The organism is Streptosporangium sp. NPDC002544 (assembly GCF_040295965.1).
Lineage (GTDB): Bacteria > Actinomycetota > Actinomycetes > Streptosporangiales > Streptosporangiaceae > Streptosporangium.
Map to the genome: position 1 here is coordinate 1 of NZ_JBEOWJ010000033.1, position 25,631 is coordinate 25,631.

Sequence of the window (25,631 nt, forward strand, 5' to 3'; positions counted from 1 at the left end):
GTGGTCGCGGTGGTCGCACTGCCCCGCCTGCTGGGCCGGGGCGAATGGGCTGATCGCGCACCTCGTCTGGCGATCTCCGTCTGGCTGGCCGCCTGCGCCTCCGCGGCCGCCTCCGCGGTCTTCTCGATGCTCGCTGTCGCGATCCCGGCCAGTGTGATCGGCCATGGCCTGGCCGAGTTCTTCGAGGCGTGCGCGGACATGCTCTCCGACGGCGCGTCCCTCACCTCCCCGGGCGCTCGCGTCGCCCTGCTCGGCGCCGGGCTGATCGCGGGCAGGATCGCCTACTGCGGAGCGGCCATCCTGGTCAGAGCACGACGGGAACGACGGCGGCACGCCGAGATGCTGAACCTTCTCGGCCGCCACGACGGCGCGCTGGACGCGGTCGTGCTCGATCACGACGAGGCCGCCGCCTACTGCCTGCCCGGCCGCGACGGCAGAGCGGTCATCACGACCGCGGCCCTGCGATCCCTGGCTCCCGAACAGGTCGCCGCCGTCCTCGCTCACGAGCAGGCGCACCTGCGCGGGCGCCACCACCTCGCCCTGGCCGCCGCCGAAGCCTTCTGCCGCGCCCTCCCCATCTGCCGCTGTTCGCCCGAGCCCGGAGTGAGATCGCGCGGCTGATCGAGCTCCTCGCCGACGACGTCGCGGCCCGCCGCCACCCGCGTATCCACATCGCCGCCGCACTGGTCCGGATCGCCACGGGACGGGCACCCGCGTTCACGCTGGGCGCGGGCGGCGAGACCGCCCTCACCCGTGTCCGGCGCATGCTCAGCCCGGCGGCTCCGCTCGGAGCCCGGGAACGCGTCGCGGGCCTGGCCGCGGTCGCCCTCCTTCTCATCGGCCCCGCGGCCGTGGCGGCGATTCCCGGGGTGGGCTCGTTCCTGGCCCATCACTGCCACGGCGTCTCGCTGTTCTAGCCACCTACTAACTACGATGGTAGATAGTAGGTGGCGGTAGGGTGCTGTCATGGTCTCCATCAACCGGCGTCCTTGCCTGCGTACGGGCGTCGCCCTGGCCTTCCTGGCTCTTGCCGGCACGGCGTGCACCGAGGAGCCCTCATCGGGCGCCGCCGATTCGGCCGATCCCGGAATCGGGCACGTTCACGGTCTCGGTGTTGATCCGGCGGATGGCACGGTCTATGTCGCGGGGCATTACGGCCTGTTTCAGATCCGGTCCACGAACACGGCTCGGCGTATGGCCGATCGGATCCAGGACCACATGGGTTTCACCGTCGTCGGGCCCGGGACCTTCCTGGCCAGCGGACACCCGGGGGAGGCCGATGCCTCATCCGGGGTCTCCCCGCACCTGGGGCTGATCCGCACGACGGACGCCGGTGCCACCTGGACCTCGGTGTCGGAGGCGGGCACCGCCGACTTCCACGCCATTCAACCGGCGGGCGCCACCCTCTACGCCTACGACAGCCAGAAGGGGCGGATACGGCGCAGCGATGATCAAGGCAAGAGCTGGGTGCCGGGGGCGAGAGCAGAGGTGATCGATCTGGCCGCTCATCACGAGAAGCCGAATCGCGTGTACGCGACCACACCGAACGGGCTCCGGGTCAGCGATGACGGCGGCGTGAACTTCACCGCGCTCGCCGATTCCCCGCTCATGTCCCACGTGGACTCTGTCGGCAAAGACGATCTCGTCGGAGCCGGGACCGACGGCCAGGTGCACACCAGCACGGACTCCGGCAGGACCTGGCAGGTGGCGGGCCGGCTGCCAGGCCAGGTCGCCGCCTTCACGGCTGTCGACCGGCAGCGTCTCCTCGCGGCCATGGAGGACGCAACCGTCGTGGAGTCAACAGACGGAGGACGCCGGTTCTCCGTGATCTACCGTCCCGCCTCGGGCTGAGGTCTATCGCTCCAGCTCGGGTGGCGGCAGAGCCACCGGTGAGCCGGCAGGTGATGATGGGAGCGGGAGGGGATGATGACGAGGACCGGCATAAGCCATCCGATCTTCGCGCGGTTCTATGCCCGCGTCAGCCAGGTGGTGGAACGCGCAGGTCTGGCCGAGCGTCGCGAGGCGCTGCTGGCCGGGCTCTCGGGAAAGGTGATCGAGGTGGGCGCCGGCAACGGGCTGACCTTTGCTCATTACCCGCCGGCCGTCACCCGGGTGCTTGCGGTCGAACCGGAGCCGTGTCTGCGTCGGCTCGCACGGGCCAATGCCGGCAAGGCACTCGTTCCGATCGACGTCGTCGACGGCCTCGCCGACCGGCTGCCGGGCGAGGACGCGAGCTTCGACGCCGCGGTCATGTCGCTGGTGTTGTGCTCGCTTCCCGACCAGGGCTCGGCGTTGCGGGAGGTGCGCCGGGTGCTCAAGCCCGGAGGGCAGCTGCGTTTCCTGGAGCACGTCCGGGCCGACTCGCCCGGCATGATTCGCGTCCAGTGTCTGCTGGACGCGACGATATGGCCCGGCCTGTTCGGGGGCTGCCACACCGGCCGCGACACCGCGGCGGTGATCGAGCGGTCCGGATTCACCCTTGAGCGGCTGGAACGGTTCCTGTTCCCCAAGGTTCGCACGCCGTTGTCCTATCTCGTTCTCGGCGTGGCCCGCCGGTGAGATCGGACCAGGACGCGTCCTGGTCCGATCTCACCGGTAGCGACCGCGTCGTGGCACGCTCATGGCCACAGGTTGTCGCGATCCACCGAGGAATGCCGGCCGGCCGGTTCCGGCTCGGCCGTGGCCGTCCGCACAGCGGCGGAACGAGCAGGGGGAATTCCTTTGAGCGCTACTTCTCGTGAGCGCGGCGGATGAACCGCGACACCGAAAGCCTGGGTAAGGAGCCTGCGGTGGTCCGCCCGGCGATCTCGGGATGAACGGCGCGCGATTGTGGATCAAGCCCGGAGCTGGCGGGTGATGGAGGGGTCGGTGATGGCGGTGTCGTTCGCCAGCAGGAAAGCCTTGCTGAGGATGAGCGCCAACCGGCCGTCCTCCTCGAACGGAAGGAACAGCCCGGGGTGGGGGTCGCGTGCGGAGACGATGCACAGGTAGGCGTCGTTGGGTTCCATCAGGATGTTCGCCGACCCCAGGTGGATCTTGTAGGTGCGTAGATCGCCTCGAACCACCAGGAAGCGGTCGGTCATGACGCACCGGTCCGCGATAGTCGTACGCCCGATCAGTCGGGACAGCGCGTCGCGCCGGACCTGGGCGCTCTCGGCCAGGTCGCCGAAGCTGTAGGACTGCCAGTAGTCCCCGTGGCCGTTGGGGTCCAGGCCGGTGGAGGTGACGCCGACGGCCAGGTCGGCGTCTCGCAGTGCCTCCGACAGGACGAGCGGAGGAACCTCGGCCAGCGGGACCGGCGAGATGCCGGCGAGGAAACGGATGTCGCCGCTGACGCAGATGGAGACGGTGGTGCCGTAGCCGTCGCGTTCGTAGGAGTGCTCGTCCAGGTGGAAGTCCCAGGTGGCGGTCAGGCCGCCGGGCAGCTTTTTGGCGGCGGTGCACTCGTCGGACCCTCCGGCCGGGTCCCAGTGGCCCAGCGACATGCCGGTCCAGCCGCGATCGGTGAGCAGTGCCTTGGCCTGGCCGTACCGGAGCAGGTGGTTGGAGAACCGGCGCGAGTGGTCGCGCGTCTCCTCTTCGGCGGGGGTGAGCAGGTAGACCTCGCGAAAGGCCTGCTTGTACGGCTGGCGCAGTTCCTTGCCCTGCACCACCTCCCGCCAGGCCCGCACCTCCTCCACGGACGCGCGGGCCGGATGCCACAGCCGCACCGGCACGTCCGGCACGGTCAACCCCAGCTCGCTGCGCCACACACCGGGCGAGACCTCGAACTCCCAGATCAGCCGATCGGTGACCGGGTGACCCTCCAACTGCCGATACGGCGGAGCCGTCTCGCCGGCGCATCCGGCTTCCAGCGCCCGGCTCAGGGTGGCCTGCTGCTGCAGGGTCTGCTTGGCCAGCTCGCGCAGCCGCTTGACCTCCTCGGGGTGCTCCCGCTTGACCGCCGCCGGGACCGCCTTCAGCTTCCTGTCCCCGTGCCACCACGACAGCTCGACCTTGCCGTCGGTTGAGATCACCGCCGTGTGCTCGCCGACGGCCTGCCGCACCCGCCCGTCGGGTATCCGGAACGCCACCTCCAGCCGGTTGGCCAGGGCGGCCTCGATGCGCTTGAACATGCGGTCCAGTTGCTTGGGCACCCCGGCGTGCCGGGTGGCCTGGCGGGCGGCGCGCAGCGCGGAGATCGCCTCGGGCGTCGGGTGGTCCTGCACCGCGCGGGCGATCTCGAACAGCAGTCCCTGGGAGGGCAGGGTCTTGGCCTGGGTGGGCGCCACCGCGATCCCGCGCAGCAGCCTGTCCAGCAGCTCGGGCAGCCAGGGCTCGTCCCGGAAGAGCGCCAGTCGTACGGCCCGGCCGAGGATCTCCTTCTCTCCGTCCTCGAACGCCTTCTCCGCCCGGTAGGGAATCTCGCCGGCGTGGATCGCCGCGACGCGGGCCTCGGCCGCCTCCAGAGCCGTCCGGGCGAAGTCCAGGTAGCCGGGTTGGCCGCTGAGCCATTCGATCACGCCGGACAGCGGGGCGGCATGCTCTGACCGTTCCCGCATCGCCTCGGCGAGCAGCGCCCGCCGCTCCACGTCCCAGCCGAGTAGCACTTTCATCTCGGCGAGCGCGATCGGCCCGCGCTCCTCGGTGAGCTGGGCGCCCACTTCGGCGTCCATGCCCGCCAGCCCCGCCGCCACCAGCACGGAGAAGGGTTCGTACGGTCGTTTTCCGTCCGGCATCAGGAATCCGACCAGCTCGCGGGCCGCCACGGCCAGCCGCTGCTCGTCGACCACGTACCGTGCCGATATCGAACTGCCATCGCCGGCCCGGACCGACGCGCCCAGCCCGGTGCTCAGCTGGGAGACGTCAGGCCAGTATGTGGGGTCATTCGCGGTCCCGTCGATCAGATTGAGCAGGCGCTGCGCGAGGGGGGAGAGGTGCATGCCGATAGTTCCTGTCAGAGGTGGATCTGGCGGGTGATGGTGGCGCAATCTATAGCAGCGGCGAATGACAGAACGTCGGTGGCGGCGGGCATACTGCACTCCACTCCGGCCGCACCGCCGGCGAGAGCAACGACAGTAGTCGCGCTGAAGTCTTCGGCATGATCCCCATATCGCCCGGAGAAGCGGACACTCCCTGGCCGCTTCGCCTGCGACTGTTGTCGCGTGCCAGTCAACGACAACAACCCGAAGGACCCGAACGCCGTGACCGCCACCACCACGCCCCCCTCGACCCTCGACGCCGACCGGCGCGATCTGCAGCGCTTCCGCACCGAGCAGTCCCCGTACTCGATCGTCAACCGCGGCATCGAGCGCGAGGTCCTGCCCACCTGCGAGCGCTATGGCAGGCCCATCGCCGGTGTGGAGTCCGCCGCTGATGGGCCTGCTCACCGGCCGCTACCGCAAAGGTCGGCCCGAGGCGCGGAACGCGCGGATGAACCGGGTGCCCCGGCAGCCGGCCGACGAGCGCGTTGCGGCATGAGCCGATGACCGTTCTCGACACCCGGGCGCTCAACCGCGCGACGCTCGCCCGACAGTTGCTGCTCGATCACGCAGAGGTGCCGGTCCTCGACGCCGTCGCGCACCTGTGCGGCCTGCAGGCGCAGGAACCGCAGGAACCGTTCGTCGGGCTCTGGGCGCGGCTGCGCGCGTTCGACCCGGCGGTGCTCTCGGACCTGCTGATCCGGCGGAGCGTGGTGCGGACCCACCTCATGCGCCGCACCGTCCACCTCCTCGCCGCCGACGACGCCCTGGCCTGGCGGGCCCGCCACGACGGCATGCTGCGCCAACGGGTACTCGGGAACTACCGCCGCGAGCTCGCCGGGGTAGACCTCGACGAGCTCGCGGCGGCAGGCCGGGCGGTGATGGCCGACGACGAGCCCCGTTCGATGACCGAGCTCGCGCGGGCGCTGGCTGAGCGCTGGCCGGCGCCGGGACCGCGGGCGCTGGGCGAAATGCTGATCGCCGCCCTCGTCCCGGTGGCGCAGCTGCCGCCGCGCGGGGTGTGGCGCACGAGGGCGGGAGTGCGCAACGTCCTGCTCTCCTCCTGGCTGGGGCGCGAGATCGACCCGCCGGCCCCGAAGGGCTCCGATCCGGTCGGCGAAGTGCTGGTACGGCGCTATCTGGCCGCGTTCGGCCCCGCCGCCGCGGCCGACCTGCGCGCCTGGTGCGGCCTCGCCGGACTGCCGGCCGCGGTGGCCGCGATACGCGAGGAGCTGGTCACCTTCCGCGACGAGCGAGGCCGGGAGCTGCTGGACCTCCCCGACGCGCCGCGCCCCGACCCCGACACACCCGCCCCGGTGCGATTCCTGCCGGCGTTCGACAACGCGCTCCTCGGTTACCACGACCGCAGCCGGATCATCGACGACGCCCACCGCGGCCTGTCGGTCGCCGGCGCTCGCGTTGTCCTGGTCGACGGCCGGGTCGCCGCGACCTGGAGCGTCAAGGTCGGCACCGTGATCGTCACCCCGCTGCGCCGCTTCTCCCGAACCGACCGCACCACCGTGGCCGAGCAGGGGCGGGCGCTGGCGTCGTTCCTCTCCGGCAACGACAGCCGGCGCGTACAGATCGCCGCGTCTCCCCGCTGAGCGGCACACCCGCGGGTTGCTTCCCCTGAGCACGGGTTCGGGTGGCACGCTCCGGTGCACGCTGCCGAAGGGCCTGCACGGTCAGGCGCCTGTCCACGGCGCTGGGAGACCCACGCCGCCCCGCGCCTCAAGGTTCTCGTCGACCCCGGACCTGATCTGCCCCGCCCACGCCGACGGCGGCGGCGACGGCACCAAACGGCGATCAGGCCGGGCGCTCACCTCAGGTTGGCTCTGACCAGGGCGGACGCTCGGCCACGGCCCCTGAGTGCGGCGGATGAACCACAACACCGAAGGTCGGCGATGTCCTTGTAGAGCACATCCGGACACCGCCGACCGCTCTGTGGCTTACAGCCGGTCGAGAAGCTCCTGCATCTGCTCGATCTCAGCCTGCTGGGCGCTCTCGATGGTTCTGGCGAGTTCCTTGGCCTTGGGGTCGGCCCCGTCGCTCTGCTCGGTCTTGGCCATCATGATCGCCCCCTTGTGATGGGCGATCATGAGTTCCGCGAACATCCGGTCGAACCGGGCGCCCTTTGCCTTCTGGAGCTTGACCATGTCCTCCTCGGTCATCATGCCGGGCATGACATGCCCGCCGTGACCCTCCTCCGGGGCGGGAGCCTTCCAGAGGGACAACCAGTCGGTCATGGTGGCGATCTCCGGTCCCTGCGCGGCCTCGATCTTCGCCGCCAATTCCTTCACCTCCGGGTCGGAGGCGCGCGTCTCGGCCAGCCTGGCCATCTCCACGGCCTGCTCGTGATGCGGGATCATCATCTGCGCGAAGGTGACGTCAACCTCGTTGAAGGAGGCTCCCGGCTGCTGGCTCGCGGTGGTGGCGGGAGCCTGAGCACTGCTGGTCATGCCGGTGTGGCCGGTCATCGCGTCGTCCCCGCCGCCGCAGGCGGTGAGCAGCGCGAGAGCGCCGGCTCCCGCTGTGGCGGTCAGTGCGAGCCTGCGAAGGGCGGAGTGGTCGGCGAACATTTCCATGGTCTCTTTTCGGTCGGTCGTATCTGCGTGTCGATCGTCGGCGGCCGGATCTTCGATGCCGTCCGCGGTGAAGATCGGCCTATAGCCGCAAAACCGAGAGACACGCCAGGCGTAGGGCCGTCCTGCGCGGGGGCGGGCGGGCGAGCGACATCGGCGAGGCATCGGCCATTCGGGCCTGCGAGATTCGCCGCGTCCACATGGCCGCCATACCGATGAGGAGAAGGAGAAACGAGGTGAGTACGGCCAGGCAGACGGAGCTCGGATCAAGGGCCGGAGGAGTGTCATCACGCCCTGAGACCAGTTGCCCGGCCTGGGGCATCAGAGCGGGAAGGAGCATGGAGCGCGCCTCCGGCACTCCGTGCTCAGCGGTAGAGGCATGCTCGAAGGCGGCAGGCGTACCGCCGTGTCCCTGCTGATGGTCCAGATGCCCCAGCGTGTGCATCCCGGCGACGCCCAGAACCAGAGCGATCAGAAGAAGCCGGTGCGACACCCGCAACGCGAACCGGCGAGTTGAGCCGCCCATCGTCTTCCCCTCGCAGTCACGGTCTGGCTGGCCTTTCCGGGCATCCTACTATCTATGATAGTAGGATGATCCGGCGTAGGCATGCGGCAGGACGCCCTTACGGGGGGCGAACAACGGAGAGGTATGCGCATGCCCCGCATGCCCATGACGGGATCCGGCACCGACGTCCGGCCTCGCCGTGCGCGCCGCCATGTACCCCGGGCAACGCCGACGTACCCTCGGGGAAACCCGACCAGGACTCCGGCAGCGGAACCAGTGGGCCATTCCCTCCGATTGGAGATCTCTCGGATCCGGGCATGGTGTTCTCAAGGAGAACGACGTGATGTGCGGCCCGGAAACGCCGCCGTGAGCCGAGCCTGCCGCTCGTCGGGCCCGGATGCCGACGGTGCCCTTCACCCGGGATCGCGTTTCGCGGGGGAATGCGCGATTGGCGATAGGAGAGGTTCGATCTCGGCGCCCTCCGAGATGAAGGAGAAAGGCCCATGACAGATCACATGGACACCCGGCACGGCGCCGGCAAGGAGCGCAGCACTGCGGTCCTCGATGTCAGCGGACTGCGGTGGGCCACGGAGCAGAACGTCGTCGCGGCCCGGCTCGGCCGCCGTCCGGGAGTGCTGGAGGTGGAGGTCAACCCGGTCGCCCAGACGGCGACCGTGGTGTTCGACCCGACCCGCACCTGTCTGGCCGAGCTGCGCACCTGGGTGATCGAATGCGGCTACCACTGCGCCGGTCAGTCAGTGCCCTCTCACATCTGTGATCCGATGACCGAGCCGGACCCGCCACCCTTCGACCACAAAGATCACCTTCCCACCTCCCGCGGCACCAGCACGGCGAAACAGCACGCACCCGGTCGCGACACCCGTGTGGACGACACAGCGCGGGCCGGGGCCGCCGGGCACGTGGATCATGGTGGGGTTGAGGGCGTGGCCGCTCCGCACGAGATGATGGGTCACGGCGGGATGTCGATGGCCGCGATGGTGGCCGACATGCGCAACCGGTTCCTGGTGGCACTGCTGTTCTCCATTCCGATCGTGGTGTGGTCGCCGATCGGCACCGAAGTGCTCGGCCTGAACCTGCCGGTCCCGTTCGGGCTGCGCCAGGACGTGTGGGCGCTGCTGCTCAGCCTGCCGGTGATCTTCTACTCGTGCTGGATCTTCTTCACCGGGGCGGTGCGGGCGCTGCGCGCCGGCACCCTGGACATGATGGTGCTGGTCGCGGTGGCGGTCGGCGCGGGCTGGCTGTACTCGGTGATCGTGACCCTCACCGGCGGTGGTGAGGTGTTCTACGAGGCCGCCACCGTGCTGGCCGCCTTCGTGCTGCTGGGGCACTGGTTCGAGATGCGCGCCCGCGGCGGTGCCAACGACGCCGTCCGCGCCCTGCTCGACCTGGCCCCGCCCAAGGCGGTCGTCGTCCGCGACGGCGAACCGGTCGAGGTGCCCACCGCCGAGGTTCTCGAAGGCGATCTGCTGCTGGTCCGTCCCGGGGCGAAGATTCCGGCCGACGGGGTGGTCGAGGACGGTGAGAGCGAGGTGGAGGAGTCCATGGTCACCGGCGAGAGCCTGCCGGTGCACAAGCAGCCGGGCTCCACGGTCATCGGCGCGACCATCAACCGCAACGGCACGCTGCGGGTGCGCGCCACCAGGGTGGGCGCGGACACCGCCCTGGCACAGATCGTCAAACTGGTGCAGCAGGCCCAGAACTCCAAGGCTCCTGGACAGCGGCTGGCCGACCGGGCGGCCTTCTGGCTGGTGCTGATGGCGCTGATCGGCGGTGCGCTGACCTTCGCCGCCTGGTTCCTGCTGGCCGGTGCGCCGTTCGGTGTGGCGATCCTGTTCGCCATCACCGTGGTGGTCATCACCTGCCCCGACGCGCTTGGCCTGGCCACCCCTACGGCGATCATGGTGGGTACGGGGCTCGGCGCCAAGCGGGGCGTGCTGTTCAAGAACGCGATCGCGCTGGAGACCTCCGCCCGCATCCAGGTGGTGGTGATGGACAAGACCGGCACCCTGACCAAGGGCGAACCAGAGGTCACCGACGTCATCACCGAGGGAATCGCCGCCGACGAGTTGCTGCGGTTGGTGGCCGCGGTGGAGCGGGAGTCCGAGCACCCGCTGGCCGAGGCGATCGTCGGCCACGCCGACGCGCTCGGCCTGGAGGCGTTGCGGGCCGGGCGGTTCGAGAACGTGCCCGGGCACGGTGCCGTCGCCGAGGTGGCCGGGCACCGGGTGGCGGTGGGTAACCGGCGCCTGCTGGAGCGCGAGGGCGTGGATCTCGGCAAGCTGGCGGCTCACCGGGAGCAGGTGGCCGCCGGCGGCCGTACCGCGGTCATGGTCGCGGTCGACGGCACGGCCGCCGCGGTGATCGGCATCGCCGACGCCCCCAGGGAAACCTCGGCGGCGGCGGTGGCCGCCCTGCACGAGCTCGGCGTCGAGGTGGTCATGCTCACCGGCGACAACACCGCCACCGCCGAGCGAATCGCACGGCGACTGGGGATCGACACCGTGATCGCCGAGGTGCTGCCCGGCGACAAGGCGGCCAAGGTGACCGAGCTACAGGCCGGTGGCCGTAAGGTCGCCATGGTCGGTGACGGTGTCAACGACGCCCCCGCGCTGGCCCAGGCCGACCTGGGGATCGCCATCGGTGCCGGCACCGACGTCGCCATCGAGACCGCCGACGTCGTGCTCATGCGCTCCGACCCCCTCGACGTGCCCGCCGCGCTGCTCATCGGCCGGGGCACGCTGCGTAAGATGCGGCAGAACCTCGGGTGGGCGATCGGCTACAACGCGATCGCCCTGCCCATCGCCGCGGGCGTGTTCGAGCCCGCCTTCGGCCTGATGCTGCGCCCCGAGATCGCCGCGCTGTCCATGTCCGGTTCCAGCGTCATCGTCGCCGTCAACGCCCTCACCCTCAAGCGGCTGCGGCTGCCCTCACCCTCGGGCACGCGCCAGGGCGCGGAGGAACCTCGGACGGCCGAGCACATGTGGTGACCCCATCTGGACCTGGCCGGCCGTCGGGCACGGGTGAAGGCCAAAGGCGCCCGCGCCGGGTCCCGCCGCCGCGGTCAGGTTCGGGAGTCCGCCGTCGAGACGCGGGAGGACGCTGTGATCAGCGGGTCAGTGCGAGAAGCGGCCGAGCAACAGCGCCAGGCGCCGCTCGTGGCCCTCGTGCCGGAGCCTGCCGCCACGCATGAGCGTCATCAGTCCGTGCAGGCCTCCCCAGAGGGTCTCGGTGAGCAGGCCCAGGTCGTCCTCCCCGGCCAGTGGCCGTATGGCCTCGCGTAGCTCGTCGAAGGCCGCGTGCAGGGCGGCCGGTGCTTCGGGGCCGGCGAACGGCAGGTCGACGGCATGCGTGAACATCGCGTCGTACAACGCGGGTCGCTGCTCGGCGAACGCGGCGTACGCGGCGCCGACGTCGGCGAGGGCCCGGCGAGGGGCGGTCGCCGACGTACGGGCCGCGCGCAGCTCGACGGCCAGATCGGCGAAGCCTTCCACCGCGACCGCCGCCATGATGGCGTCCTTGCCCTTGAAGTGGCTGTAGAGCACCGGCTGGCTGTACTCGACCCGTTCGGCGAGGCGACGGGTCGTCACCGCCTCCCAGCCCTCGGCCTCGACCAGTTCCCGGGCCGCTGCGATGATCAACCGCTCCCGCTCTGCCCGCTCACGCTCCCGGCGCGTTTGAATCGGCACGAGATGATTCTAGCATCACTAGCACTCCTATCAACGCTATGCTAGCCTCGATCATGTTCCTAGCACTGATAGAAGCCGGAGAAGATCATGCTTGCCCCCCTCGCCTATGGCCTGGCCGTCGTACTCAACCTCTTCGTCATCTTCATCGGTGTCCGGTTCCTCCTGGCGCCCCGGGCCGCGGCCGCCGGCTATGGCGTCCCCGCCAAGCACGACGGCGACGCCGCCTACCTGACCATCAAGGGACTGCGCGACGCCGGCTACGGCATCCTCGGCCTGGCCCTGCTCGCCTTCGCCGGCGCCCACGCCGAGGCCTGGTACATGCTGGTCGTCGCCCTCCTCCCGCTCGGTGACACCGTCATCGTCCTGCGCCACGGCGGTACCAAGGCCGCCGCCTTCGGTATCCACTTCGCCACCGCCGTGGTGGTGCTCATCAACGCCGCCTTGCTCTTCGCTCTCTGAAGATCAGAAACTGTCTTCGAACGGAAACGCTCGCCCCAGGCAAGGAGTCGCACAGATGTCGCTGATCAGGCCGGACTTCGACGAGTCCGTGATCGTCCGCTCCGCCAAGGCCGAAGTGATCGGCCAGGCCCCGACCACCATCCGGCTACTGGCCGACAGCAGCTCCACCGGCGGCGCGCTGTCCACCCAGCGGGTGACCCTGGCAGACGGCGCCGACGGCGCCAAGCCGCACCACCACTCCAACTCGGCCGAGCTGTTCTATATGCTGGACGGCACCGCCCAACTGCTGTCCGGCGAGCAGGTCGTGACCGCCCAGCGCGGTGATCTGGTCATCGTGCCGCCCGGTGTCGCACACGCCTTCGCCGCCGCACCGGGACAGGACGCCGACATCCTCATCGTCATCACCCCCGGCGTCGAACGGTTCGAATACTTCCGCCATCTGGAGCGCATCGCCTACGGGAAGGTGCCGCCCGAAAGCCTGCTGGAGGTCCAGGAGCTCTACGACACCTACTTCCTCAACAGCACGACCTGGAACCAGGCCAGAGCCTGAAACCGCCGATGAGCAACTGGCAGGCTCAGGAAACGAGGGGCGACACGCCTTGGATCCGGCTTCTTTGAACGGGTCGCTGATGATGGGACCAGCCTCGCGAAGGCGGTTTCCGGCGTACCGGTGCTCATCGCGGTGAGTGGCATAGGCGGGCAGGACGTCGGCCTGTTCCACGGCGAGGACGCTGCGGGGAACCCTCGAATCCAAGTGCCGGAAGAAGATCGGCGGTTGTGTCGATCCACGACATTCCCGTTCGACCTAGAAGTGAGAGGGTCCGAGAGAGGGGCCCGGACAACCCAGGGAGACAGAACAATGAAGTACATGCTGATCATGCGCGCCACCGACGAGGCCTTCGCGGGGATGGCGGACATCGACTTCGGCAAGATGCTCGAGACCATCGGCAGGTACAACGACGAGATGATCCGGGCCGGTGTGCTGGTCGCCGCGGAGGGACTCGACGCCGCCGCCGAGGGAGTGGTCGTCGACTACTCCGCCGAGCCGCCCGTGGTCACCGACGGCCCGTACGGCGAGACCAAGGAGCTGTTCGGCGGGTTCTACATCCTCAACGTGGCGTCGAAGGAGGAGGCCGTCGAGTGGGCCAAGCGGTCACCGATCACCGGCCCGGGCTTCAAGACCGAGATCCGCCGGGTCACCACGATCGACGAGTTTCCACAGGACAACGAGTGGATCCAGAAGGAGCGGGCGTGGCGCGAGGCCACCGGTCAGCTCTGAGCGGATCGACAGGAGATGGCCGATCCCACCGGCCGTGAGGCCGTTGCCGCCGTCTGGCGGATCGAGTCCGCACGGATCGTCGGTGCGCTCGCGCGGTACACCGGCGACTTCGCGCTGGCCGAGGACCTCGCCCAGGAGGCGCTGGCCGAGGCACTCGTGACCTGGCCACGCGACGGCGTACCCCGCAACCCCGCGGGGTGGTTGCTCACCGTCGGCCGGCGCCGCGCGATCGACGCGTTCCGCCGGCGCGCCGCTCTTGACGAGAGGTACGCCGCCCTCGCCCACAACCTGAGCGAGGGTGATGTCGTCTCGGGGAGCGCACCCGCCGATTCGGCCCGAGACGCCGAGGACGTGCTGTGGGATCCGGACCAGATCGATGACGACGTGCTCGCGTTGATGTTCATCTCCTGCCACCCCGTGCTGTCGCGGGAGGCGAGGGTAGCGCTCGCCCTGCGGGTGGTCGGCGGCCTGACGAGCGACGAGATCGCCAAGGCGTTTCTCGTTCCGGCCGCCACCGTGCAGGCCCGGATCACTCGGGCGAAGAAGACCCTCGGGGCGGCCCGGGTGCCGTTTGAGGTGCCGTCGGCCGAGGAGCGGACCGAGCGGCTCGGCTCGGTGCTCAGCGTGGTCTACCTGATCTTCACCGAAGGGTCCTCGGCCAGCTCCGGTGACGATCTGATCCGACTCGACCTCGCGAGCGAGGCACAGCGCCTCGCCCGGGTGCTGAGCCGTCTGGTACCGGACGAGCCCGAGGTCCACGGCCTGCTGGCGCTGCTCGAGCTGACCGCGGCGCGCTTCCCCTCCCGTACCGGGCCGGACGGCGAGCCGGTGTTGCTGGAGCACCAGGACCGCCGCCGCTGGGACCGCGCCGCGATCCGCCGGGGGCGAGCCGCCCTGGCCCGCGCGGAGCAGGTCGGCCGGGGCCTGGGCGCCTACGGCTTGCAGGCGGCGATCGCCGAATGCCATGCCGTCGCTCCGTCGGTCGACGTGACGAACTGGGAGCGCATCGTGCTCATCTACGAGACGCTTGGCCGGCTCGCGCCGTCACCGGTGGTCGACCTCAACCGGGCGGTGGCGGTCTCCATGGCCCAGGGACCGGCTGCAGCGCTGCCGATCGTGGACGAGCTGGTGGCCGCCGAGGCGCTGTCGAACTCGCACCTGCTGCCGAGCGTTCGCGGGGAACTGCTCATCCGCCTGGGCCGCACCGGCGAGGCGCGCACCGAACTGGAGCTCGCCGTACGGCTGTGCGGCAACGAGCGCGAGCGGGCGGTGCTGGAGCGTAAACTCGCCGACCTCGGCTGATGTGTTTCGTGCGGGCTCGCCGGCCCGGCGGACTACTGCCCGGCGATCAACATCGGTCGCCGGGCAGTGCGTCACGCCGCCGACGACGCGGCCTGAACCGTTGAATCCATCGACGGCGAGGAACTGCAAGCTCGGCCTCTTTACTCCCCGGCAGGGCCGATCGGCGTCGCGGGCTTGCGGGGCAGGCGGGCACGTACCCAGTCGAAGATCGACGGCCCGCCCGCGAAGCACCACAGCGCCACAACCGGGTCGCAGATGGCGCAGCCGAAGGAGGAATGCTCGGCGAAGGGGAGGATGGGGTTCCCCTTGAGGTGGTGCAGGACGTCCCAGGCGGTGTGGAGCAGCCAGCCGATGCCGATCCAGGTCCAGCTCCTGAGCCCTCGGTAGGCGACATAGGTCATGACGACCGGCAGGACGAACTCCCAGTACCCGAGTCCGCCCCCGCTGAGGTAGGCGGCGCCCGCACCGCCGACCAACACGGCGTTGACCTGGCGTCGATGCGGTTCGGGGATCAGGGATATGAGGGAAACGCAGATCAGCCCGATGACGATCGGCATGACGATGGACATGGGGTGTGGCAATCCGTTCTGAGGTAGGGGTGCTTCAGTTGACGCGGACCTGCCTGCTCCGCTCCGCCGCCTTGTCGAGGCGCCGCAGGGCCGGCAGTCCGCCGGTCCCCGGCAGCCAGGTCAGGGCGGCGGCCATAGGGGCGAAACCGTCGTACAGCACGACCTGTGCATGCATCAGCTCGCCTGCGCGGATCTCGCAGCGCAAGGCTAGACCGGCCGTCCTCGGCTCCCCATGGGCTGAATCGACAATTTCCAACGGGTTCTCGCCAACCGGCCCCAGCTGCGAAGATGACCACGTCAGAGGCTTCACCTGGCTGTTCGTGGTTGGCGGGTTCTCGCTTACGGTGTCCTCATGCACACGGTGGCGGTCCTGGCTCTGGACCATGTGGTGGCGGCCGACATGGCGACGCCGATCGAGGTGTTCGGACGTGCCCGGCTGGCGGACGGGCGCCGGCCGTACCGGGTCCTGGTCTGTGCCGCGACGCCGCAGGTGGCCTGCGACGCCTTCACGCTCATCGCCCCGCACGGCCTGGAGGCGCTGCGGGAGGCGGACACGATCGTCGTGCCGGGATGCTCCGAGCAGGCCACCCCGCCCGCTCGGGAGGTGCTCGACGCCGTGCGCGCGGCCGCGGCCGCCGGCACCCGGATCGCCTCCATCTGCACGGGGGCGTTCACCCTTGCCGCGGCTGGGCTGCTGGACGGGCTGAGCGCGACCACGCACTGGGTGGCGGCTCGTCGGCTGGCCCAGATGTTCCCGCGGGTGGATGTGCAACCGGATGTTCTGTACGTTGACAACGGCCAGATCCTGACCTCGGCCGGGGCCGCCGCCGGCCTGGATCTGTGCCTGCACATCATCCGGCGGGATTTCGGCTCGGCGGTCGCCGCGGACTCGGCCCGGCTGTCGGTGATGCCCTTGGAACGGGAGGGCGGGCAGGCGCAGTTCATCATTCACACCCAGCCGCCGGTTCCCCAGGGTTCGCTGCTGGAGCCGGTGCTGTCGTGGATCGAGGACAACCTCGCCCAGGAGGTGACGTTGGCGGAGATGTCCATGCGCAGCGGGATGAGCGAGAGGACCTTCAGCCGCCGCTTCCGCGAGCAGACGGGCACCACCCCGCTGCAGTGGCTGCTGCGAGCACGCGTACGGCGTGCGCAGTTCCTGCTGGAGACCACCGGCCACGGCGTCGAACGCATCGCCGCGCAGGCCGGTTTCGGCTCGGCCACCGCGTTCCGGGAGCGGTTCAAGCGCGTCGTCGGCGTCACGCCGCAGTCCTACCGCTCCGCTTTCCGGACGAACACCTCCTGAGACTCCGCCTCTGCGCCATAACCGGTGCAGGCGCCTGGCGTACGAGCAGGCCGGCGTGAGGCGCCACGGCGAGGTCCTCACCGTGGCGCCTCACTGTCAGCGCAGGCGGGACTCGATGGCCTCGATGATCCGTGGACGCAGTTCCGCGGCGCGGATGACGGCGTCGACGGAGCCGACCTCGACCGCGCGCTGGATGTTGTGCACGCGGTCGAACTCCGCGGCCACCTCGCCGAGCTTCTCCGCACGGACCGACGAGCGGAACTCGTCGAGCTCCGCGGTCAACGCGGCGCGGTCGGCGCCGGAGGCGGCCGTGACGCGGGCCTCCAGGTCCCGCACGCGCGGGTCGGCCGCGGTGCGGGCGTTGACGTCGCCGGAGAACACCACCGCGGCGGCGGGGGCGCCGCCGAGCACCGAGGCGAACGAGCCCTCCAGCGCGAGCACGGTCATGTTCGGGTTCAGCGCCTTCGAGAACACCACGAACGCGCCGCCGTGGTACCGCGAGATCACGCAGAACACGATGGGCCCGCGGAAGTTCACGATCGCGCGGCCGATCTCGGCGCCGTACTCCAGTTGCAGCTTCCGCATCGACTCCGGCGAGCCGTCGAAGCCCGACAGGTTCGCCAGCACCACCAGCGGCCGGTTGCCGCTGGCCGCGTTGATCGCCCGCGCGGCCTTCTTCGACGACTGCGGGAACAGCGTGCCCGCGGTGTAGGTGTCCGGGCCGTCGGTGGGCGGGAAGCCGCGCCGGGGCACCGCCCGTGACTCGATGCCGAGCAGGCACACCGGCACGCCGCCGAGATGCACGTCCTGCACCGCTGCGGTCTCCGCGTCGGCCATGCCCGCCCAGCGTTCCAGCACCGGGTGGTCCTGGTCGGAGAGCGCCCGCATCACGGTCCGGATGTCGAACGGCTTCTTGCGGTCCGGGTTGGCCTCGGCGGAGAAGATCTCGCCGACGGTGGTGAAGTCGCTGTCGACCAGGACGTGCGGGAAGTCGGAGATGTCGCGGTCGACGGGGTCGATCGTCTTCGCCCGCCGCGGCGCCTCCTCGCCGGGGGCGACGTACGTGTGGTCGTAGTGCGACATCAGCACGTCCCGCGCGGCGGCCAGGTTCGGCGCCCAGTAGTGCGCCTGCCCGTTCGGGCCCATCACCCGGTCGTAGCCGCCGATGCCGAAGTTGTCCTCGGCCGACACGCCACCGGAGAAGTCGAGCGACTGCTTGCCGGTGAGCACCATCGCCGAGTCCGGCGTCATCACCAGGATGCCCTTGGTGTGCATGAGCATCGTCGCCTCGGCGTTCCAGTACGGCTGCGCGCCGACGTTGATGCCCGCGACCACGATGTTGATCTCGCCGCCGTTCTGGGTGAACTCGACGATCCGCTTGAGCGCCGCGGCCACCCAGTCCATGTTCTCCGTGCCCGACTCCATGGAGATCCGGGCGCCGGCGGACAGCGCGTACCACTCCAGTGGCACCCGCATCCGCTCGGCCAGGTCCAGCGCGGCGACCACGCGGCGGCACTCCGGCTCCGACAGCGCGCCGAGCGACTTGGTCGGGTCGCCGAGCAGCACGACCCTGGTGAGGCCCTGCGGGTGCCGCCGGGTCGGCGTGCTGACCACGCCCGCGACGATCGCCGCGGTGTTGTGCCCCTTCGGCCGGTCGACCGGCACCAGCGCGTGGTCGTCGCCGAGGTCGTGCTCGACGAAGTCGCCGAGCAGGCCGGTCAGCTCGTACGGGTACACCGTGTTGCGGCTGCTCGCGCGCAGCACCTTCTGCCGGTAGTCGTCGAGCGGCTCGACCAGCTCGTCCGACGGCTCGCCGACGGTCAGCGCGGTGCCGCCGGTGGCGTCGAAGGAGATGCGCACGGCGATCTTGGCCAGCTCGCCGGTCTTCCGGTCGCGCTGCCGCGCGATGAACAGGATCTCCTCCAGCCCGGCGCCCGCGGTCGTCGGCAGCACGCGTCCGGCGATCATCTCCAGCTCCGCGCGGGTGAGGTCGCTCGGCGGCCAGATGTAGACCACGATCCGGTTGGTGTTGAAGCGTTTCTTCGACGGTCGCCGCGACTGCGCGCGGCGGATCGAGTCGAGGCAGGTGGCGATGGTGTCCTCGGCCGTCGGCAGCGCGACCAGCCTGCCGTCGTGCTCGCGCAGCTCGGTCAGGTCACGTACCTGTGCGAACGCGACGAGGCGGTCGTCCGACGGGTTCTCCCGCGCCACGCACTGGAAGAGGTAGACCTCCTCGTCCGACGACGACAGCCGGGTGAGGTCGAACTTGCTCAGCCGCTCCAGCTGCATCCGCTGCGCGATGTACGGGTGCAGGCCGCGGATCAGCCGCTCCTCGGCCATCCCGGTGGTCGACGGGCGGAACGTGAAGTGGTGGTGCATCACCGCGCCGCCGCTGCCCGCGACGGTGGCGGTGAGCCTGCGGATCTGGTTCGGCAGCGGGTGCGCGCTGACGACCTTGTGCAGCGCGACCGCCATCGTCTCGGAGTCCTCCGGCTGATTCTCCCAGGCGAGATAGATGTCGGCGTCGATGGCGTCCTCGTCGCCCGCCAGCTCCGCGAGCCCGCGCAGCGCGTTGCCCAACGCCTCGAAGCTCACCGCGGAGGAGACCACGCACGAGTCCGCGCGCTCGGCGACCACGAACGTGCAGCCCGCGACCTCGCTGGTACGGACGCCGGTGAGACCCTTGTTGCCGTAGTACCGCCGGGTCAGCACTTCCAGCATGATCGCGTTGTCCAGGTCGTCGCGGACAAGCCGCTGGCCGAGCAGCCGCACCAGCGGCTCGGTGCTGCGCACCATCTCGGCGATGCGCGTCGCGCGGTCCGGCGCGTCCGGGTGCGTGTCCAGGTGGCGCAGGTGCTTGCGGACGTCGGCGTAGACGCGGGCGCGGTTGCGGCGCAGCAGCGGCTGGGCGAACCAGGCGAACACCACGCCGCGCGCGAGGTCGGAGACCACGGGGAAGCGGACCTGTGTCGCGGCGACCAGCCGCTCCAGCGCGAGACCGGCGGGCTCGCGCAGCGTCTCGTCCGGCGGCGGCTCGCGCAGCCACGCGCGCAGCAACGTCGCGACGACCGTGGCGTCGGCGGACACGCGTTGCTGGGCGAGGAAGATCCGGAACACCGCGGCTTCGAGTTCGGGGGAGCGCTCCAGCTCGGTGACACCGTAGTGCCCGAGCGCCTTGGCGAGCTTGGCCTGGAACGCCTCCGGCAGCCTGGCCCGCTCGACGTCGAGGCTCTGCAGGTAGGTGTGGAAGTACTCGCGGGCGCTGTACACGTGGCCGTCACCGCCGCCGTCCTCGCCCGCCGGCCGGTTGCGGCTCAGCTCGGCGAGGTCGGCGAACACGTCGATGAGTTCGAGCTCCTCGGCCAGCGGCCGGTGGCCGTTCTCGGTGGCCGCCCGGCGCGCGGCGAGGTAGTCGTCGAGCACCCGGCGTTCGTCGTGCGGGTCGACGTCGAAGCCCAGCAGCAGGCTGCGCAGGTCCTCCTGGCCGCGCGTGGTGCGCTCCCACACCGGAATCTTCCCGGGCGTGGCGGGCAGGTCCAGCTCGACGGACTCGGTGGCCGAGGTGTCCTCGGCCGCGGTGTCGTCGTCGGCGAGCGGCTCCAGCCACAGTAGCGGTGCACCGGTCTCCACCTGGCTGCCCACGGACACGACGCATTCCTTCAGCCGCGCCTTGAAGGGCGCCCGCAGCACCGTCTCCATCTTCATGCTCTCCAGCACCAGCACCGGCGCGCCCGCCTCGACCTCGGCGCCGACCTTCAGCGGCGTGGCGACGACCAGCGCGGGCGCGGGCGAGCGGACGACGCCGCCCTCGTCGCGGCTGACCCGGTGCGTCACGCCCTCCACCTCGACCAGGTGGATCGGCCCGTGCGTGTCGGTGAGCAGGCGGTACCGGGTGCCGTTGACGACGATCCGCCCGGTGTGCCGGTCGAAGCGGTCGAGCTCGACGTCGGCGGTGCGGACGTCGCCACCTGCTTCGACGCCGACGCGGAACCGATGCGCACCGACCCGCGCGACGCGCACGCGGTAGCCGACGCCACGAAGTTTGAGGTCCAGTGGCCGGCCGCTCTCGTGCTGCACCTGCGGGCGTCCGCCGAACGCCGTCGACAGCAGCCGCTGCCGCTCGACGCGTTCCTCCTCCTCGTACGCCTCGATGGCGGCGGCCGCCAGCGCGATGGCGGAGTGCCGGTGCGAGACGAGCCTGCCCTCGCCGCGGACGCGGTCGATCCAGCCGGTGTCCGCGCTGGCGTCGATCACCTCGGGCTGGTCGAGCAGGTCGAGCACGAAGCTCTTGTTCGTCGCGCCGCCCTCGATGATCACCGTGGTCTGCGCCATCGCCCGGCGCAGCCTGCCGAGCGCCTCGTCGCGGTCGCGGCCGTAGGCGATGATCTTCGCGATCATCGAGTCGAAGTCGGCGGGGATGGTGTCGCCCTCGCTGACGCCGGTGTCCACGCGGATGCCCGGCCCGGCGGGCAGGTCCAGCCGCGCGATGCGGCCGGGGGAGGGCGCGAAGTCGCGGTCGGGGTCTTCGGCGTTCAGCCGGGCCTCGATGGCGTGCCCGCGTTCCACCGGCGGCCCGCCTTCGAGCCTGCCGCCGGATGCCACCCGTAGTTGCGCCTTGACCAGGTCGAACCCGGTGGTGGACTCGGTGATCGGATGCTCGACCTGCAGGCGGGTGTTGACCTCGAGGAACGCGAACATCTTGTCGCCGGGGTGGTAGAGGAACTCGACGGTCGCCGCACCGCGGTAACCGACCGCGACGGCCAGCCGTTCGGCCGACGCCTTGAGCTCGGCGGTCTGCACAGGGCTGAGCACCGGCGATGCCGACTCCTCGATGACCTTCTGGTTGCGCCGCTGCACCGAGCAGTCGCGGACGCCGAGCGCCCACGCGGTGCCCTCGCCGTCAGCGATCACCTGGACCTCGACGTGCCGGGCACCGGTGACCAGGCGCTCCAGGAACACGATGCCGCTGCCGAACGCCCGCGCGGCCTCCTGGCTGGTGCGCTCGTAGGCGTCGGCGAGCTCGGCCTCGTTCGTGATCACGCGGATGCCGCGCCCGCCGCCGCCCGCGGTCGCCTTCAGCATCAGCGGGTAGCCGATCTCGGCCGCCGCCGCCAGGGCGGCGTCCAGGGTCTCGACCGCACCGCGACTCCACGGTGCGACCGGCACGCCGACCTCCTCGGCGATCAGCTTCGCGCCGATCTTGTCACCGAGCCTGCGCATGGCCTCGGCGCTCGGTCCGACGAAGGTGACCCCAACCTTCTCGCACAGCTCCGCGAACGCCGGGTCCTCTGCGACGAAGCCCCAGCCCACCCATGCGGCGTCGGCCCCGGTCTCCACCAAAGCGCGCTCCAGCACCTTCAGGTCGAGGTACGGGCGCGCGGACGCGGGACCGAGATCGTAGGACAGGTCCGCTTCGCGGACGAAGGTGGCCGTGCGGTCGACGTCGGTGTGCAGGGCGACGGTCTCGACCCGTGTCCCGCTCTCCGCGGCGATGTCCCGTACGGCGTGGATGAGCCGCATAGCGGCCTCACCACGATTGACGATGGCGACACGACTGAACACCCGACCGAGCCTTCCTGTAGACCAACGATGTGCGCGCCGTGACACGGCGGCCCCCCGGCAGTGTTCACCCTTCCGTCTACCAGCTGGTAACGCCATGTCGCAGACAGCGCACGCTACACGGCTCCAGTTGTAGAAACCGATCAAAAGCCGTGGGCCCCCCGAGCCTGACCGGGCATGCGTGAGCGGAGTGGCGGTCTGTCTTCTCCCAGGCTCGCCCACTCAGTGGGCTCATCTGCTACGCCCTTTGTCGGTGGTGGGCTCACCTTTCTTGTGCGGCAAGGCGGGAGAAAGTACATTTTCGCGGTTTCGACAGACACCAAGTCTACCCAAAATTGTGATAAAACCCCCTGTAGTCTCTCGCCGTGACCACAGAGATCGCCGCCAAGCTGGGCGGACGTTCGTGGACGGCTCTGATCGTGCTCGGCTTCGCCGGACAGGTGGCATGGACCGTCGAGAACATGTACCTGAACGTGTTCCTCTACGACACCGTCAGCGACGACCCCGGCGCCATCGCCACCATGGTCGCCGCCAGCGCGGCGACCGCGACGGTGGCCACCCTGCTGGTCGGCGCGCTCTCCGACCGGGCGGGACGCCGCCGCTCCTTCATCGCCGCCGGATACGTGCTGTGGGGGCTGGCCACGGCGGCCTTCGGCTTCGTCACCGTCGACGCGGTCGCGGCCGTCGCCCCGGCGGCCGGAGCCGTCACGGCCACGGTGGTCGCGGTCATCGCGCTGGACTGCGTGATGTCGTTCCTCGGCGCCGGGGCGAACGACGCGGCCTTCCAGGCGTGGGTGACCGACGTGACCCGCCCGGCGAACCGGGGCCGGGTGGAGTCGGTGCTGGCGATCATGCCGTTGGTGTCGATGCTGGCCGTCTTCGGCGGGTTCGACTCGCTGACCCGCGCGGGGGAGTGGCGGCTGTTCTTCGTGCTCATCGGGGCGATCATCGTCGTGGTCGGAGCCGTCTCCTGGGTGCTCGTGCGCGACCGCCCGGACCCGGTACGCCAGGAGGGCGCCTACCTGGCCTCACTCGTGCACGGGCTGCGGCCGAGCGCGATACGGGCCAACCCCGTCCTCTACCTGGCCCTGGCCGCGTGGACGATCTGGGGGATCTCCACCCAGGTCTTCCTGCCCTACCTGATCATCTACCTGCAGCGATACCTGAACATCGAGGGGTACGCGATCGTCCTGGCCGTGGTGCTGACCGGCTCCTCGGCGATCAGCGTCGCCTGCGGGCCGCTCATCGACCGGGTGGGCAAGGTGCGCTTCCTGCCACCCGCGATCGCCGTGTACGGCACGGGTCTGCTGCTGATGTCCGTCGCGACCGGGATGATCCCGGTGATCGCCGCCGGGCTCGTCATGATGTCCGGGTTCATGCTGGTGCTCGCGCCCATCGCGGCGATCGTCCGCGACCACTCGCCGCCGGACCGCGCCGGTCACGTCCAGGGACTGCGGATGGTCTTCGCGATTCTCATCCCCATGATCGTCGGTCCCTTCCTGGGCGCCGCCGTGATCAAGGGGGCCGACGCCTACTACGAGGAGCTCGGGGTGCTCAAACAAGTCCCCTCACCGGCCATCTTCCTGGCCGCCACGGTCGTGGTGGTGTTCATGGCCGTACCGGTGCGGGCGCTGCGCCGCAGGGGGACCGCATGACCCTGCTGACCCGCTGGGGCGCGGCCCTCGACCCCGAGGCCGTGCTGCCGGAGTACCCCAGGCCGCAGCTCGTCCGCGACAGCTACCTCAACCTCAACGGCCGCTGGCGTTACGCCGTCTCCCCGGTCGAGCCCGAGGCCCTCGACGGCTACGACGGCTACGACGGCGACATCATCGTGCCGTTCTCCCCTGAGGCTCCGCTGTCCGGTGTCGGGCGGCAACTCCTGCCCGGGCAGACACTGTGGTACCGGCGCGCGCTCACCCTGCCCGACGGGTTCGCCGTCCCGGGCGGGCGGGTGCTGCTGCACTTCGGCGCGGTCGACCAGACCTGCCGGGTGCTGCTCAACGGGGTCGAGGTGGGCACGCACACCGGCGGCTACCTGCCGTTCGCCTGCGACATCACCGACACCCTGCGCGAGGGCCCTAACACGCTGGTCGTGGCCGTGCGGGACGACTCCGACACCGGGCACCACTCGCGCGGCAAGCAAAAGCTGCGCCGGGGCGGCATCTGGTACACCGCCCAGTCGGGCATCTGGCAGACCGTGTGGGCCGAGTGCGTGCCCGCCGTACACGTGGAGCGGCTCACGCTCGTCCCGCACCTGGACGCCTCGTGCGTCGAGGTGACGGTGCACGCCGCCTCGGGGCGGGCCGCCGTCGATATCCTCGCCGACGGTGAGGTGGTCGCGTCCGTCGAGGCGGACGCGGGCGTGCCGGTGCGGATCCCGATCCCGGACGTCCGCCCGTGGAGCCCCGAGGACCCGTATCTGTACGACGTGTCGGTGCGTCTCGGGGCCGACGGCGTACGCGGCTACGTCGGCATGCGCTCCTTCGGTGTCGGGCGCGACGCGGACGGCGTGCCCAGGCTGCTGCTCAACGGACGCCCCTACTTCCACGCCGGGGTCCTGGACCAGGGCTACTGGCCCGACGGCCTGTACACGCCGCCCTCCGACGAGGCCATGGTCTGCGACATCGAGACCATGAAGCGGCTCGGCTTCAACATGCTGCGCAAGCACATCAAGATCGAGCCGATGCGCTGGTACCACCACTGCGACCGGCTCGGCATGCTCGTCTGGCAGGACATGGTGAACGGCGGCGGCCGCTATCACCCGCTGGTGATCACCGCGCCGGTGCTGACACCGCTGCGCCTCGACGACCGCCGCCACCGGTGGTTCGGGCGCGGCGACGCCGAGGGCCGTGAGCGGTTCGCAGCCGAGCTGCGGGAGACCGTCGAGCTGCTGCGCAACGTGGTGGGCCTGGCCGTGTGGGTGCCGTTCAACGAGGGCTGGGGCCAGTTCGACGCGGCGGGCGCCGCCGGGGAGCTCACCGCGCTCGACCCCACCCGGACGGTCGACCACGCGAGCGGGTGGCACGACCAGGGCGCGGGCGACCTGCGGAGCCTGCACGTGTACTTCCGCCGTTTCCGCCCGCCCGCCGGGCGCGACGGGCGGGCGCTGGTCCTGTCGGAGTACGGCGGCTACTCGCTGCGCGTCGAGGGCCACAGCTTCAACGACCGCGAGTTCGGCTACCGCAGATGCCGTACGGCGGCGCAGCTCGGCGGCGCGTTCGCCCGGCTGCACTACCGGCAGATCGTGCCCGCCGTGCCGCGCGGCCTGAGCGCGACCGTCTACACCCAGCTCTCCGACGTCGAGGACGAGCTGAACGGCCTGCTCACCTACGACCGCGAGGTGCTCAAACTCCCCGCCGAACTGGTGCGGACCGTCAACGGGCGGCTTCGGCTGGGCTGAACCCC

General features: G+C 70.5%; 20 protein-coding genes. 14 read left to right on the plus strand and 6 right to left on the minus strand.

Features of this window, described 5'->3' with window-relative positions; all coding sequences use genetic code 11:
- The 4 genes from ABT061_RS36905 to ABT061_RS36920 form a co-directional block, all read left to right on the plus strand.
- Positions 1-621 (plus strand): M48 family metalloprotease (locus ABT061_RS36905; RefSeq protein WP_350926871.1); only part of this gene is annotated, 621 nt, incomplete at its 5' end.
- Between the two features lie 143 nt (positions 622-764).
- Positions 765-917: a hypothetical protein gene (locus ABT061_RS36910; RefSeq protein ID WP_350926872.1), complete on the plus strand. Its 153-nt coding sequence runs from the start codon at positions 765-767 to the stop codon at positions 915-917.
- 49 nt (positions 918-966) lie between these two features.
- Complete coding sequence (locus ABT061_RS36915) at positions 967-1,851, plus strand: F510_1955 family glycosylhydrolase (protein WP_350926874.1); 885 nt, start codon at positions 967-969, stop codon at positions 1,849-1,851.
- 72 nt (positions 1,852-1,923) lie between these two features.
- Positions 1,924-2,559, plus strand: a complete 636-nt coding sequence (locus ABT061_RS36920) for a class I SAM-dependent methyltransferase (protein ID WP_350926875.1) — start codon at positions 1,924-1,926, stop codon at positions 2,557-2,559.
- A 275-nt stretch (positions 2,560-2,834) separates the two neighbouring features.
- Here the strand turns inward: ABT061_RS36920 and ABT061_RS36925 are convergent, their stop codons facing one another.
- The gene (locus ABT061_RS36925; RefSeq protein ID WP_350926877.1) at positions 2,835-4,922 is read right to left on the minus strand and encodes a DUF4132 domain-containing protein; all 2,088 of its coding nucleotides are present in this window, start codon (positions 4,920-4,922) and stop codon (positions 2,835-2,837) included.
- Positions 4,923-5,144: 222 nt separating this feature from the next.
- Here ABT061_RS36925 and ABT061_RS36930 point away from each other — a divergent pair, with 222 nt between their 5' ends.
- Together ABT061_RS36930 and ABT061_RS36935 are read left to right on the plus strand one after the other, a co-directional pair.
- Positions 5,145-5,468 (plus strand): aldo-keto reductase family protein, encoded by a 324-nt coding sequence (locus ABT061_RS36930; RefSeq protein WP_350926879.1) that lies wholly within the window; start codon positions 5,145-5,147, stop codon positions 5,466-5,468.
- Positions 5,465-6,565 carry a winged helix DNA-binding domain-containing protein gene (locus tag ABT061_RS36935; protein WP_350926881.1) on the plus strand — a complete coding sequence of 367 codons (1,101 nt, stop codon included), beginning with the start codon at positions 5,465-5,467 and terminating at the stop codon, positions 6,563-6,565. Before ABT061_RS36930 ends, ABT061_RS36935 begins: the two co-directional genes overlap by 4 nt.
- A gap of 345 nt (positions 6,566-6,910) precedes the next feature.
- Here ABT061_RS36935 and ABT061_RS36940 read toward each other — a convergent pair whose 3' ends face one another.
- A complete protein-coding gene (locus ABT061_RS36940) occupies positions 6,911-7,546 on the minus strand; it encodes a DUF305 domain-containing protein (protein ID WP_350926883.1) in 636 nt (211 codons plus the stop codon).
- Positions 7,547-8,551: 1,005 nt separating this feature from the next.
- Between ABT061_RS36940 and ABT061_RS36945 the strand changes: the two genes are divergently transcribed.
- Positions 8,552-11,056, plus strand: coding sequence for a heavy metal translocating P-type ATPase (locus ABT061_RS36945; RefSeq protein ID WP_350926885.1), 2,505 nt, complete (start codon positions 8,552-8,554; stop codon positions 11,054-11,056).
- Between the two features lie 126 nt (positions 11,057-11,182).
- Here ABT061_RS36945 and ABT061_RS36950 read toward each other — a convergent pair whose 3' ends face one another.
- Positions 11,183-11,755, minus strand: coding sequence for a TetR/AcrR family transcriptional regulator (locus tag ABT061_RS36950; protein ID WP_350926887.1), 573 nt, complete (start codon positions 11,753-11,755; stop codon positions 11,183-11,185).
- Between the two features lie 87 nt (positions 11,756-11,842).
- Here ABT061_RS36950 and ABT061_RS36955 point away from each other — a divergent pair, with 87 nt between their 5' ends.
- The 4 genes from ABT061_RS36955 to ABT061_RS36970 all read left to right on the plus strand — a co-directional run bounded on the left by ABT061_RS36955 (position 11,843) and on the right by ABT061_RS36970 (position 14,795).
- Positions 11,843-12,214, plus strand: a complete 372-nt coding sequence (locus ABT061_RS36955) for a DUF4267 domain-containing protein (RefSeq protein ID WP_350926889.1) — start codon at positions 11,843-11,845, stop codon at positions 12,212-12,214.
- Between the two features lie 55 nt (positions 12,215-12,269).
- Positions 12,270-12,764, plus strand: coding sequence for a cupin domain-containing protein (locus tag ABT061_RS36960; protein WP_350926891.1), 495 nt, complete (start codon positions 12,270-12,272; stop codon positions 12,762-12,764).
- A gap of 309 nt (positions 12,765-13,073) precedes the next feature.
- A complete protein-coding gene (locus ABT061_RS36965; RefSeq protein ID WP_350926893.1) occupies positions 13,074-13,493 on the plus strand; it encodes a YciI family protein in 420 nt (139 codons plus the stop codon).
- 15 nt (positions 13,494-13,508) lie between these two features.
- Complete coding sequence (locus tag ABT061_RS36970) at positions 13,509-14,795, plus strand: RNA polymerase sigma factor (RefSeq protein ID WP_350926895.1); 1,287 nt, start codon at positions 13,509-13,511, stop codon at positions 14,793-14,795.
- Positions 14,796-14,935: 140 nt separating this feature from the next.
- Here the strand turns inward: ABT061_RS36970 and ABT061_RS36975 are convergent, their stop codons facing one another.
- A complete protein-coding gene (locus ABT061_RS36975) occupies positions 14,936-15,364 on the minus strand; it encodes a DUF6010 family protein (protein ID WP_350926897.1) in 429 nt (142 codons plus the stop codon).
- A 34-nt stretch (positions 15,365-15,398) separates the two neighbouring features.
- A complete protein-coding gene (locus ABT061_RS36980) occupies positions 15,399-15,539 on the minus strand; it encodes a hypothetical protein (protein WP_350926899.1) in 141 nt (46 codons plus the stop codon).
- Positions 15,540-15,716: 177 nt separating this feature from the next.
- Between ABT061_RS36980 and ABT061_RS36985 the strand changes: the two genes are divergently transcribed.
- Entirely contained in the window at positions 15,717-16,667 is a 951-nt protein-coding gene (locus ABT061_RS36985) for a GlxA family transcriptional regulator (RefSeq protein WP_350926901.1), read from the plus strand.
- Positions 16,668-16,763: 96 nt separating this feature from the next.
- Here ABT061_RS36985 and ABT061_RS36990 read toward each other — a convergent pair whose 3' ends face one another.
- Positions 16,764-22,229 (minus strand): ATP-binding protein, encoded by a 5,466-nt coding sequence (locus tag ABT061_RS36990; RefSeq protein WP_350926903.1) that lies wholly within the window; start codon positions 22,227-22,229, stop codon positions 16,764-16,766.
- 362 nt (positions 22,230-22,591) lie between these two features.
- Between ABT061_RS36990 and ABT061_RS36995 the strand changes: the two genes are divergently transcribed.
- Together ABT061_RS36995 and ABT061_RS37000 are read left to right on the plus strand one after the other, a co-directional pair.
- Positions 22,592-23,881 (plus strand): MFS transporter, encoded by a 1,290-nt coding sequence (locus ABT061_RS36995; RefSeq protein WP_350926905.1) that lies wholly within the window; start codon positions 22,592-22,594, stop codon positions 23,879-23,881.
- Entirely contained in the window at positions 23,878-25,626 is a 1,749-nt protein-coding gene (locus ABT061_RS37000; RefSeq protein WP_350926907.1) for a glycoside hydrolase family 2 protein, read from the plus strand. Before ABT061_RS36995 ends, ABT061_RS37000 begins: the two co-directional genes overlap by 4 nt.
- Positions 25,627-25,631 lie beyond the last annotated feature (5 nt).

Coding starts and splice junctions, on each gene's coding strand:
- ABT061_RS36910 (WP_350926872.1), top strand. CDS start 765: ATGCTCAGCCCGGCGGCTCCGCTCGGAGCCCGGGAACGCGTCGCGGGC.
- ABT061_RS36915 (WP_350926874.1), top strand. CDS start 967: ATGGTCTCCATCAACCGGCGTCCTTGCCTGCGTACGGGCGTCGCCCTG.
- ABT061_RS36920 (WP_350926875.1), top strand. CDS start 1,924: ATGATGACGAGGACCGGCATAAGCCATCCGATCTTCGCGCGGTTCTAT.
- ABT061_RS36925 (WP_350926877.1), bottom strand. CDS start 4,922: ATGCACCTCTCCCCCCTCGCGCAGCGCCTGCTCAATCTGATCGACGGG.
- ABT061_RS36935 (WP_350926881.1), top strand. CDS start 5,465: ATGACCGTTCTCGACACCCGGGCGCTCAACCGCGCGACGCTCGCCCGA.
- ABT061_RS36940 (WP_350926883.1), bottom strand. CDS start 7,546: ATGGAAATGTTCGCCGACCACTCCGCCCTTCGCAGGCTCGCACTGACC.
- ABT061_RS36945 (WP_350926885.1), top strand. CDS start 8,552: ATGACAGATCACATGGACACCCGGCACGGCGCCGGCAAGGAGCGCAGC.
- ABT061_RS36955 (WP_350926889.1), top strand. CDS start 11,843: ATGCTTGCCCCCCTCGCCTATGGCCTGGCCGTCGTACTCAACCTCTTC.
- ABT061_RS36960 (WP_350926891.1), top strand. CDS start 12,270: ATGTCGCTGATCAGGCCGGACTTCGACGAGTCCGTGATCGTCCGCTCC.
- ABT061_RS36965 (WP_350926893.1), top strand. CDS start 13,074: ATGAAGTACATGCTGATCATGCGCGCCACCGACGAGGCCTTCGCGGGG.
- ABT061_RS36970 (WP_350926895.1), top strand. CDS start 13,509: ATGGCCGATCCCACCGGCCGTGAGGCCGTTGCCGCCGTCTGGCGGATC.
- ABT061_RS36975 (WP_350926897.1), bottom strand. CDS start 15,364: ATGTCCATCGTCATGCCGATCGTCATCGGGCTGATCTGCGTTTCCCTC.
- ABT061_RS36980 (WP_350926899.1), bottom strand. CDS start 15,539: ATGCATGCACAGGTCGTGCTGTACGACGGTTTCGCCCCTATGGCCGCC.
- ABT061_RS36985 (WP_350926901.1), top strand. CDS start 15,717: ATGCACACGGTGGCGGTCCTGGCTCTGGACCATGTGGTGGCGGCCGAC.
- ABT061_RS37000 (WP_350926907.1), top strand. CDS start 23,878: ATGACCCTGCTGACCCGCTGGGGCGCGGCCCTCGACCCCGAGGCCGTG.